Source organism: Streptomyces sp. S6 (assembly GCF_054880855.1).
In genome coordinates this window covers 1-11,648 of sequence record NZ_JBTYMC010000218.1, presented here as the reverse complement: position 1 = coordinate 11,648, position 11,648 = coordinate 1, and the positions used below count along the sequence as shown (strand labels likewise).

General features: G+C 72.3%; 7 protein-coding genes and 1 pseudogene. 3 read left to right on the top strand and 5 right to left on the bottom strand.

Translation table 11 applies throughout. The features are described from left to right. Positions 1-240: 240 nt before the first annotated feature. Genes ACVNF4_RS25150 through ACVNF4_RS25140 form a run of 3 tightly spaced genes read right to left on the bottom strand, consistent with a single transcriptional unit; the run spans position 241 to position 3,235 of the window. Positions 241-1,515 (bottom strand): ABC transporter substrate-binding protein, encoded by a 1,275-nt coding sequence (locus tag ACVNF4_RS25150; RefSeq protein ID WP_461805149.1) that lies wholly within the window; start codon positions 1,513-1,515, stop codon positions 241-243. Continuing rightward, entirely contained in the window at positions 1,515-2,351 is an 837-nt protein-coding gene (locus ACVNF4_RS25145; RefSeq protein WP_461805148.1) for a carbohydrate ABC transporter permease, read from the bottom strand. The genes ACVNF4_RS25150 and ACVNF4_RS25145 overlap by 1 nt, the downstream gene beginning before the upstream one ends. After that, entirely contained in the window at positions 2,348-3,235 is an 888-nt protein-coding gene (locus tag ACVNF4_RS25140; RefSeq protein ID WP_461805147.1) for a carbohydrate ABC transporter permease, read from the bottom strand. Before ACVNF4_RS25140 ends, ACVNF4_RS25145 begins: the two co-directional genes overlap by 4 nt. 294 nt (positions 3,236-3,529) lie before the next feature. Between ACVNF4_RS25140 and ACVNF4_RS25135 the strand changes: the two genes are divergently transcribed. Beyond that, positions 3,530-4,387 (top strand): phosphotransferase enzyme family protein, encoded by an 858-nt coding sequence (locus ACVNF4_RS25135; RefSeq protein ID WP_461805146.1) that lies wholly within the window; start codon positions 3,530-3,532, stop codon positions 4,385-4,387. A gap of 307 nt (positions 4,388-4,694) precedes the next feature. Here the strand turns inward: ACVNF4_RS25135 and ACVNF4_RS25130 are convergent, their stop codons facing one another. Both ACVNF4_RS25130 and ACVNF4_RS25125 read right to left on the bottom strand, forming a co-directional pair. Next, positions 4,695-5,417 (bottom strand): exonuclease domain-containing protein, encoded by a 723-nt coding sequence (locus ACVNF4_RS25130; RefSeq protein ID WP_461805145.1) that lies wholly within the window; start codon positions 5,415-5,417, stop codon positions 4,695-4,697. A 108-nt stretch (positions 5,418-5,525) separates the two neighbouring features. Continuing rightward, positions 5,526-6,764, bottom strand: coding sequence for an SAV2148 family HEPN domain-containing protein (locus tag ACVNF4_RS25125; protein ID WP_461805144.1), 1,239 nt, complete (start codon positions 6,762-6,764; stop codon positions 5,526-5,528). A gap of 264 nt (positions 6,765-7,028) precedes the next feature. Between ACVNF4_RS25125 and glgX the strand changes: the two genes are divergently transcribed. After that, entirely contained in the window at positions 7,029-9,143 is a 2,115-nt protein-coding gene (gene glgX / locus ACVNF4_RS25120) for a glycogen debranching protein GlgX (protein ID WP_461805143.1), read from the top strand. 85 nt (positions 9,144-9,228) lie between these two features. Further along, positions 9,229-11,544: pseudogene (treY, locus tag ACVNF4_RS25115) on the top strand (malto-oligosyltrehalose synthase); the annotation flags it as partial. Between the last annotated feature and the right edge of the window lie 104 nt (positions 11,545-11,648).

Sequence of the window (11,648 nt, the reverse complement as noted above, 5' to 3'; positions counted from 1 at the left end):
CGCATGCTGGCCCTGGCCGCCGCGATCTGGCACAACTTCCAGACCGGCCAGGCGGTCAGCCGCTCACTGACCGCCTATGACCACTGACCGTATTTGGAAAGACTCGTCTAGAGGGGCCGTCGCGCGCGGGCAACGGGATTTCAGCGGTCCCGGTGAAGTTCACTGGCGTCGGACAGCGCCCCGAAGGGGCTCGGGACCGTGTCTGATCTGTGGCTCGTCGCCGCACGCCCGGCGGAGCGCTCAGCGCTGGTACCGCGCCAGCACCAGGTTCCCGTCCTTCTCGAAGCGCCGGCGGAGTCCGTCGAGGCCGATGGCGCCGCTGTAGTACTCCTGGAGGGCGGGGGTGGCGACCTTGTCCTTCCACTCCGGGTAGCCGCGCACCGACTGCGCGGGCGCCGGGACGAGGTGGGGGGCGAGGGCGGTGCCGGTGGCCCAGCCGTGCTCGGGCGTGTGCAGGGCGGGGTCCTTCAGGGCCGTCGTCCCGGTGGGGAGCATCCAGTCGCCGAGGGCGAGGCGGACCATGTTCGGCGGGCGCAGGAGGAAGCCGAGGAAGGCGACCGCCTCCTTCTTGTGCGGGCTGTCCTCGGCGACGGAGAGCGTCTGCGGGCTGACACCCTGAGCGAGCCCGGCGGCCCCGGCCGGCGCGGGCAGCACCTGCCACTCGAAACCCTTCGGCGCCTGCTGGGAGATCTGCTGGCGGAAGGAGAAGCCGAGGGGGACCATCGCGTACTTCCCCGCGAACAACCCGGGCAGCGTGTCCGAACCCCCGCTGCCCAGCGTGGAGTCGGCTGCGCTGTGATCGACACCGATCTGGTCGTGGATGGTCTGCGGGACGACGGTGTCGGCGGCGCCCATGCGGACGGTGACCCTGCCGTCGTCGCCCCGGTGAAAGAGCCGGCCGCCTGCCGAGAGGGACAGGTTGAGGGTGGCGGAGACAGGTTCGCGCAAGGGCCAGGCGACGCCGGACTTTCCGTCGCCGCTGAGTTGTCGGGTGACGCTTCTGAACTCTTCCCAGGTCCAGGGGTGCTGGGGAGTCGGGACGCGGACGCCCGACTCGCGCAGCCACTTCGCGTTGGCGATCAGGACGCGGGGTTCCTGGAGGAAGGGGATGCCGTAGATGCCCTTGCCGAAGGTGGTCGTCTCCCAACTCCGGGACGGGATGTCGGACTTGAGGTGGGCGGGGAGGAGGCCGGTCAGGTCGGCGAGGTAGCCGCCGTACGCGAAGTCGGCGAGGTCGTCGGAGGCGTCGTGGATGATGTCGGGGGCGTCGCCTCCCTCGAAGGACGTGAGGAGCTGGTCGTGGACGCTTTCCCAACTCCCCTGGACGTACTTGACGTTCACGTCGGGGTGGGTGGCGTTCCACTCCTTCACGAGTTCCCTGGTGGCGGCGACGGACTCGTCCTGCCAGGCGAGGGACTGAAAGCGCAGGGTGATCCGGCCGGCGCCGTCGTCGTCGGAGGTGTCCGCCGAGCAGGCGGCCAGGAACACCAGCAGGAGCACGACAAGGACCGGCATCAGCTCTTCACCGCCCCCGTCAACAGCCCACCGGTGATCCGGCGTTGGACGAACGCGAACACCACCAGGGACGGCAGGGTCGCGAGGAAGGAGGCGGCGGCGAGCGGGCCTAGGTCGGCGACGCCCTCCGCGCCGATGAAGTGCGTGAGGATCACCGGCAGCGTCTGGTGCTCCGGAGTCTTCAACAGCACCAGTGCGAAGAAGAACTCGTTCCACGCGGTGACGAACGCGAACATCGCCGTCGCCGCGAGCCCCGGCGCCAGCAGGGGCGCGGTCACCGACACGAGCGTCCGCAGCCGCCCGGCCCCGTCGACGGCTGCCGCCTCCTCCAACTCGGCCGGCACGGCCCGGACATACCCGGTGAGCATCCACAGCGCGAACGGCAACGCCCACACCACGTACACGATCACGAGCCCCGCGAGCGAGTCGATCAGCCGCAGGTGCTTCAGCAGCAGGAACAGCGGGATGATCAGCAGCACGAACGGGAACGCCTGGCTGACCACCACCCATCCGCTCACCGCCCGCGCGAGCCGCGTCCGGCGCCGCGCGAGGACGTACGCCATCGGGGTGGCGACGAGCACGGCAAGCAGTGCGGCTGCCGCCGCGACCAGCAGGGAGTTCAACCCGGCGCGCAGGAGGGGCTGTTCGTCGAACGCCTGCCGGAAGTTGCCGAGGGTCGGGTCCCTGGGGATCCACGTCGGATGTGAACTGCCCAGTTCCCGGGGTGGTTTGAACGCGGTGGACAGCAGCCACAGCAACGGGAAGGCGAGGAACACGAGATAGCCGAGCAGTGCGGCGTACTGCGCGGCCCGCGTGTGTTTTTGAGTCCGTCTCATACCTCGTCACCCCGCCCCAGCCGGCCCGCCAGGAACACCGAGAGGCACACCGCGACCACCGCCACCATCACGCACCCCATCGCCGCCGCGTACCCGAACTGGCCGTAGCGGAAGGCCTCTTCGTAGGCGAACAGCATCGGCAGCCGGGTGCGTCCGCCGGGTCCGCCGCTGGTCAGGACGTAGACCAAGGCGAAGGAGTTGAAGTTCCAAATAAAATTTAACGCGGTGATCGCGAGGGCGACCGGCCGCAGTGCGGGCCAGGTGACGGTGCGGAAGCGGCGCCAGGCGCCCGCGCCGTCCACCTCCGCCGCCTCGTGCAGTTCGCGCGGGGTGTTCTGGAGGCCGGCGAGCAGCGCCACCGTCGTCGTCGGCAGCCCCGCCCACACCCCGACGACGATCACCGCGGGCAACGCCGTCCCGAGCCCCCCGAGCCAGTCCCTGCCGTTCCCGAGGCCGAGGTCGCGCAGCGTCTCGTTGAGGATGCCGGCGTCCGGGTGGTAGACGAGCCGCCACATGATCCCGACGACGACCTCGGGCATCGCCCACGGCACGATCGCCAGCGTGCGGGCGAGCCGGCCGAAGCGCAGGCCCTGGTTCAGCAGCGAGGCGAGGCCGAGCGCGAGGAGGAACTGGGGGACCGTCACGCCGACGGCCCACACGAGGCCGATCCGGAACGACTCCCAGAACAACGTGTCGTCCAGCAGATCCCGGAAGTTGAGCCCTCCGATCCACCGCGTGGCCTGCGTCCGGCCCGACTGGGCGTCGGTGAACGCCAGCGAGATTCCGTACAGCAGAGGTCCGACGCTCAGGACCAGGATCGGGATCAGCGCGGGCAGCACCAGAAACCACGCGCCCCGGTCCAGCACACCCTGCCGTGCCCTCACACGCGACCCCTTCCGCCGGGCCCCGCCATGCTCGTGAAGCCGTCCGGCGCCGTCAAGACACCGCGCGCGGGGCCTCACCAGTGGGAATGCGACACTGGCCCGGCGGGTGGCCGGATCCCGCCGACGCGGTGGCGGTCGGGGAGCGGGTGCGCGGGGTCCCTAAGCCGGAGGTCCCCAACGCCGGGGGTTCCCGAAGCCGGGGGTTCCCGAAGCCGGGGCGCCCTGTAGCGGCCCCGCAAAGAGAACACGCAGGATGCGGCAGGCCGCCGCGCGGCGAGAGGTGGAGGCAGGTCGATGGACGAGGCACGCGCGCGTGAGGTGCTGGCCCTGACGGAGTGGGCGGGCGGGGTGGACGCGCCGCTCCTCGCGCTCGGCGAGAACGCCGTGTTCGCGGTCGGTGACCTGGTCGTCAAGGTGGGCCGGGACGCCGAACTGCTCGACCGGGCGCGGCGGGAGGTCGAGGTCGCGCAGTGGCTGGCGAAGGAGGGGGTGCCGGCGGTGCGGGCGGCCGGTGCGGAGGCGGCGTTGGTGGACGGGCATCCGGTGACCGTGTGGCACCGGCTCCCCGACGCCGTTCGGCCCGCCGAGCCGCGTGACCTGGCGGAGCTGCTGCGGCACGTGCACGCCCTGCCCGCACCGCCGTTCACGCTGCCCGCGCGCGATCTGCTGTCCGGCGTGGAGCGCTGGCTGCGGCTCGCGGGCGACGCGATCGACCCGGCGGACGCGGCCTACCTCCGTGAACGGCGTGACGGTTTCGCGGCGGCGTCGGCGGCCCTCACCCCGCACCTGACGCCCGGCCCGATCCACGGTGACGCCCTTCCCCGCAACGTCCACATCACCCCCGACGGTCCCGTCCTCATCGACCTGGAGACCTTCTCCACCGACCTCCGCGAGCACGACCTCGTCGTCCTCGCCCTCTCCCACGACCGCTACGCCCTCCCCACCCCCGCGTACGACGCCTTCACCGACGCCTACGGCTGGGACGTCCGCACCTGGTCCGGCTGTGCCGTGCTGCGCGGCGCCCGGGAGACCGCGAGCTGCGCGTGGGTCGCCCAGCACGCCCCCACCAACCCCAAGGCCCTCACCGAGTTCACCCGCCGGGTGGCCTCACTGCGCGACGGCGACGACTCAGTCCGCTGGTACCCGTTCTAGAACGCCGCCGTTCCCACTCCGGAACACCGGCCCCTCCCCGCCCGCACCTCACACACCGGCTCTCTCGCCCTCACCTCCCCACGCTCCCCCTCCCGCCCGATGGAGACGGCGGGCGTCGACCCCGACGTCTGCTCGCCTCCCCCCGCAGCCCTCCCGCCCCACCCTCGCTCCCCGACACACCCCCACCCGGCCGCGCCCCGCGCCGAAACGCCCCTCTCCCACCGGCGCCCTCTTCCCCCCACACGCCACTCGGCGACCCGCTCCCGCCCACGCCCCTCGGAAGAGCACCCCCCGCGCCCGCCGCCCCTCACACCTCCTGCGTCACCACCTCCCGCACCGGCCACACCCCGTCCACCACAGCGTCCGCCTCCCCCTTCCTCCGCAGAAACGCCTGGAAATCGGCGGCCCACTCCGCGTACCACTCGATCTGCTGCCGGTGCAGCTCGGCCGTTCCGAGGGCGGCGACCTTGGGGTGGCGGCCGGCTATCGCGTGGGCGAGGCGGGCCGCGGCGAGGGCGTCGGCGGACGCGTCGTGCGCCGAGTCGAGCCGGATGCCGTACTCCGCGCAGACGGCTTCGAGGTTGCGCTTGCCGCGGCGGTAGCGGTCCACGTGCCGGTCGATGGTGTACGGGTCGACGACGGGCGCGGGCTCGGCGCCGCCCAACCGCTCGCGCAGGGACGGCAGTCCGTGCCGGTGGAGCTCGGCGGACAGAAGTGTGAGGTCGAACGTGGCGTTGTAGGCGACGACCGGGACCCCTTCCTGCCAGGCGCTCACCAGCGCGTCGGCGACGGCTCCAGCGACCTCGTCGGCCGGCCGGCCCTCCTTGCTCGCCCGTTCGTTGCTGATGCCGTGGACGGCGACCGCGTCCGCCGGGATCTCGACGCCCGGGTCGGCGAGCCACTCCCGGCTCCCGCGCACTTCTCCGCGCTCGACCTCGATCACGGCGGCGGTGACGATACGCGCCTCCCGCGGATCCGTCCCGGTCGTCTCCAGGTCGAACCCGATCATCAACTCCTGGTGCCAGGCCATGCAGGCCCCCCTTCTCGGTGGTGCTTTCCCCCAGTGGTCTCCACCCTCCCACGAGCCACTGACAATCGGAGGTCCGCCTTCCACATCCCCCGCACCAACCGGACATTTTCAGGACACAGGCCGCGAATCCGCCCAGGCCAGCTCGAACTCCTCCCGGTACGCCGGGAACAGCCCGCCCTCCTCCGCCGCGCCCGCCTTCACGACCCGGTTCCCGCCGCGCAGCACCAGCACCGGCGCCTCCATCCCGCGCATGCCCCGCAGATACGACTGGACGACCGCGATGCCGTCGGCGCCGTCGCCGTCGACGAGGTAGGCGGTGAAGCGGGGCGTCTCGTCGTACACCTGGATCTGGAAGGCGCCGGGGTCGCGCAGCCGGGCGCGGACCCGGCGCATGTGCAGGATGTTCATCTCGACGGCCCGGCTCAACTCGCCGCGCTTGATGCCGAGTTCCCGCTCCCGCCGTTTGACGGCGCTGGAGGCGGGGTTGATGAACAGCAGCCGCACCCGCCCGCCGCCCTCGGCGAGCCGCACGAGCCGGCGCCCGGAGAAGTTCTGCACGAGCAGGTTGAGCCCGATGCCGATCGCGTCGATCCGCCGGGCACCCCCGAAGAGGTCCTCGGCGGGGAACTGCCGCATGAGCCGCACCCGGTCGGAGTGGACGGCGACGACGTCCCCGTACCGGTCGCCGACGAGGTCCTCCACGGCGTCCACGGGCAGCCGGCGCGCGGACGGCACGTCGCCGCTGGCGCCGAGCATCTCCAGGAGCCGCGCGGAGGCCCGCTCCGCCTGGCTGAGGACGTTCCCGGACAGCGCCCGGTTGCGGGAGACGACGTTGCGGGTGACCTCCAGCTCGTCCAGGGCGAGTTCGACGTCGCGCCGTTCGTCGAAGTACGGCTCGAAACAGGGCCAGTGCTGGACCATCAGCTCGCGCAGCTGCGGGAGCGTCAGGAACGAGATGACGTTGTCGTCAGCCGGGTCGAGGAGATAGCCCTTGCGGCGGCTGACCTCCCGGACGGCCACCGCGCGCTGCACCCACTCCTGCCCGGCGGGCCCGGCGGCGGCGACGACCCACTCGTCGCCGTGGACGGGTTCGTACACCGGCCGCAGGACCGCCGAGACGACGGCCCGCAGCCGTTGTTCGACGAGGTTCAGCCAGATGTAGGCCCGGCCCGCGCGCTGGGCGCGGGTGCGCACCTCGCCCCAGGCGTCGGCGTCCCAGTCCAGCTCCGGTCCGATGGCCCCCGCGTCCATGGGTCTGGCCAGCGACACCGCGCCGGGCGGGGCGTCTGCGGAGCCTCCCTCGTGACCCTCGTCACCAGGGGGCAGCTCCAGCCCTCCCGAGCCCACCCAAGCACCGCCTTCCGCTCCCCCGAGCTTCCCCGTCCCAACGATCAAGGAAGGGTACTCCGGGAGCGGTCGAAGGTGCAGCCGGATGGACAGGGTCGTTGCCGACCGCCTTGAATCCATCACACCTCGGAGGGGGAGGAAGTGAAGGGAGTCATGAACGTGACCCCTTTCGCATGCGGTCGGAGCGAGTTGGACAACTGGACGGACCCCGGTTCGCCCTACGGTCGTACAAACCACACGTCCCACACCTGGAAGAGTCGTCCCATGCAGGTCTGGCCTGGACAGGCGTATCCCCTGGGTGCCACGTACGACGGCGCCGGCACGAACTTCGCGCTCTTCACGGAGGCCGCGGACCGAGTGGAGCTGTGTCTGCTGCACGACGACGGCTCCGAGACGGCGGTGGAACTGCGCGAGACCGACGCGTTCGTCCGGCACGCGTACCTGCCCGGGGTGATGCCCGGTCAGCGCTACGGCTTCCGCGTGCACGGCCCGTACGAGCCCGCGCGCGGGCTGCGCTGCAACTCCGCGAAGCTGCTCCTCGACCCGTACGCGCGCGCGGTCGCCGGAGAGGTGCGCTGGGGCGAGGAGGTGTACGGCTACCCCTTCGACGACCCGGAGGGGCGCAACGACCTGGACTCCGCGCCGCACACCATGTCGTCCGTCGTGGTGAACCCGTACTTCGACTGGGGCGACGACCGGCCGCCGCGCGTCGACTACCACCACACGGTGATCTACGAGGCCCATGTGAAGGGCCTGACGATGCTCCACCCGGAGCTGCCGCCGGAGCTGCGCGGCACGTACGCGGGGCTCGCGCACCCGGCGGTGATCGGGCATCTGACGAAGCTCGGGGTGACGGCGCTGGAGCTGATGCCGGTGCATCAGTTCGTGAACGACCACCGGCTCTCCGACCTCGGGATGCGCAACTACTGGGGCTACAACACGGTCGGTTTCTTCGCCCCGCACAACGCGTACGCCTCCTGGGGCGACCGGGGGCAGCAGGTCCTGGAGTTCAAGTCGGCGGTGCGCGCGCTGCACGAGGCGGGCATCGAGGTGATCCTGGACGTCGTCTACAACCACACCGCCGAGGGCAACCACCTGGGGCCGACGCTGTCGTTCCGGGGCCTCGACAACGGGAGTTACTACCGGCTGGCGGACGACCGGCGGTACTACACGGACACCACGGGCACCGGGAACTCGCTGCTGATGCGGTCCCCGCACGTGTTGCAGATGATCATGGATTCGCTGCGGTACTGGGTGACCGAGATGCATGTCGACGGGTTCCGCTTCGACCTCGCGGCGACCCTCGCGCGGCAGTTCCACGAGGTGGACCGGCTGTCGTCGTTCTTCGACCTCGTGCAGCAGGACCCGGTGGTCTCGCAGGTGAAGCTGATCGCCGAGCCGTGGGACGTCGGCGAGGGCGGCTACCAGGTGGGGAACTTCCCGCCGCTGTGGACCGAGTGGAACGGCAAGTACCGCGACACCGTGCGCGACCTGTGGCGGGGTGAGCCGCGCACGCTCGCGGAGTTCGCGTCCCGGCTGACCGGCTCCTCCGACCTCTACCAGGACGACGGGCGCCGCCCGCTGGCCTCCGTCAACTTCGTGACCTGCCACGACGGGTTCACGCTGCGGGACCTGGTGTCGTACGACGAGAAGCACAACGAGGCGAACGGGGAGGGCAACCGGGACGGCGAGAGCCACAACCGGTCCTGGAACTGCGGGGTCGAGGGCGACACCGACGACCCCGAGGTGCTGCGCCTGCGCGCCCGCCAGACCCGCAATTTCGTCGCGACCCTGATGCTGTCCCAGGGGGTGCCGATGCTCAGTCACGGCGACGAGTTCGGGCGCACCCAGGGGGGCAACAACAACGCCTACTGCCAGGACGGCGAGCTGTCCTGGGTGCACTGGCCGGACCCGGAGGACGCCGGCGAGCTGTTCGCCTTCACGCGCGCGCTGGTGTGGCTGCGCCGGGAGCACCCCGTCTTCCGGCGGCGCCGCTTCTTCCACGGGCGGCCCGTGGAGGGCACTCACGACGACCTCTCCGACATCGCCTGGTTCACCCCGGAGGGCCTGGAGATGACCGACCGCGACTGGACCTCGGCAACCGCCTCGGCCCTCACGGTCTTCCTGAACGGCCACGCCATCTCCGAACCGGGCTCCCGCGGCGAACGCATCACCGACGACTCCTTCCTCCTCATGTTCAACCCCTCCCCCGCTCCCCTCGACTTCACCGTCCCGGTCGACCACGGCCCCCTCTGGCACCTGGTCATCGACACCGCCCACCCCACCCCGCCCCCACCCGGCACCGGCCCCAAGGTGACCGCCGGCGACCGCCTCCACCTGCTCGACCGGAGCGTGGTGGTGTTGCAACGTCCGGCGTAGCGCGGGGGTTCCCGGGGCCCTCCGGGTCTCGCCGACCCGCGGGCCCCCGGTACACAACCCCCCTCCCCCGGGTACCACCCTCCACATGACCCCTCGACACCCCGTCCCCACCGCCACCTACCGACTCCAGCTCCAGCCCGCGTTCACGTTCGCGGACGCCGCGCGGGCGGTGCCCCACCTGGCGTCCCTGGGGGTGTCGCATCTGCATCTGTCGCCGGTGCTGGAGGCGGTGCCGGGGTCGGTGCACGGGTACGACGTGGTGGACCACGCGTGCGTGCGGGGCGAGTTGGGCGGGGAAGAGGGGCTGCGGGAACTGGCGGGCGCCGCGCGGGCGCGGGGGCTCGGGCTGGTCGCGGATGTCGTGCCGAACCACATGGCGATGGCGCCGAGGCACAACCGTGCGCTGTGGGAGGTGCTGCGGGAGGGCCCGGGGTCGCCGTACGCGCGGTGGTTCGACGTGGACTGGGAGGCGGGCGGCGGACGGATGCTCGTGCCGGTGCTCGGGGGTCCGGTGGGCGACGTCCTGGAGCAGTTGGCCGTGGAGGACGGCACGCTGCGGTACCACGGCCACGTCCTGCCGCTGCGCGACGGCACCGCCCGCCTGCCGCTGCCGGACCTGCTGGACGCGCAGTGGTACCGGCTCACCTGGTGGCGGCTGGCGCGCACGGAGCTGAACTACCGGCGGTTCTTCAGCGTCTCGGAGCTGATCGGGGTCCGCGTGGAGGACCCGGAGGTCTTCGACGCCACCCACGGCACGCTCCTGCGCCTCCTGGACGACGGTGTCCTGGACGGCCTGCGCGTCGACCACCCCGACGGCCTCGCCGACCCGGACGCCTACCTGGACCGGCTGCACCGCGCGACGGGCGGCCGGTGGACGGTCGTCGAGAAGATCCTGGCGGCCGGCGAACCTCTCCCCCGCTCCTGGCCGGTGGCGGGGACGACCGGCTACGACGCGCTACGGCACGTGGACGGCGTTCTCACGGACCCGGCGGGGTACGAGAGCCTCCTGGCCGTGTACCGGCGTCAGACGGGCGTACAGGGCGATCAGGGGGGCGACTGGGCGGCGACCGTCAGGCGGGCCGCGTACCCGACCCTGACGCACGAACTCGCCGCCGAACTCGACCGCCTGACACGCACGGCCGTCCGCGCCTGCGCCGCCTCCCCCGACCCCGCCGCCCGCGACCGCGCCCCCTGGGCCCTGCGCACCGCCCTCACCGAACTCCTGGTCCGCATGGACGTCTACCGCCCCTACGCCTCGACGGACCCGGCGTCCGTCCTCACCGAGGAGGCCGCCCGGCAGGCGCGCGAGGCGTTCACCGTGCCGGAGGAGGCCGGCGCCGTCGACGTCGTCCGGGACCTGCTCGTCCGCCCCCGTCCCCACGGCGCCGAACTGCGTGCCCGGTTCGCCCAGACGTCCTCCGCGCTGCGTGCCAAGTCCGTGGAGGACACGGCGTTCTACCGGTACGTCCCGCTGCTGTCGGCGACGGAGGTGGGCGGCGACCCGGGCGCCCCCACCGTCTCCCCGCAGGAGTTCCACGCGTACTGCGCACGCGTGCAGCGCGACTGGCCGGCGACGGGGACGGCCGTCTCGACGCACGACACGAAGCGCAGCGCCGACGTCCGCGCCGCGCTCGCCGTGCTGACCGAGTGCCCCGCGCGGTGGGCCGAACTCGTCGCCGGGCTGCCCCGGTTCCCGGACGGGCCGTTCGCGTGGGCGCTGTGGCAGACGGTGTTCGGACTCGGGGAGGCCGACCCCGCGCGCCTGCGGGAGCCCCTGCTGAAGCACGTCCGTGAGGCCAAGCTGCACACGAGCTGGACGGAGCGGGACGCGGCGTACGAGGCGGCCGTGGAGGCGTTCGTCGAGGTGGCCTCGGCGAGGGCGGAACAGGTCCTCGCCGCGCGGGAGGCCCTCGCCCCGCACATCCGGGCGAACGTCCTCGGCACGGCCCTGCTCCACCTCACGATGCCGGGCGTCCCGGACGTCTACCAGGGCACCGAGACCGAGTACCGGGCCCTGGTCGACCCCGACAACCGCCGCCCCGCCCACTTCCCGCCGACCGCCCCTTCCCCGGACGAGAAAGCCGCCCTCACGACCGCCGCCCTCCGGCTGCGCCGCCGCCGACCCGAGGTGTTCGGCACGTCGGCGACGTACACCCCGCTCCCCGCGCGCGGCGAGGCCGCAGCCCACTGTCTGGCGTACGCGCGCTCCGGCGCGGTCGTCGCGGTGGCGACCCGGCTGCCCCTGGGGCTCGCGGAGACGGGCGGCTGGCGGGAAACGCTGCTGCCCCTGCCGCCGGGGCGGTGGACCGATGTCCTGGGCTCGGGGCGGGTGTTCGAGGGGCACGCGCGCGTGGCGGACGTTCTGGAGCGGCTGCCGGTGGGGTTGCTGGAGCGGGCCGAGGGCTGGCTCTACCTCGCCTGCTGGCTGGACCTGGCCACCCGCGAGGTCGTCGGCTATGCCATGGCCGATCACCACCGCGCCGAACTCGTCGTGGACGCCCTGGA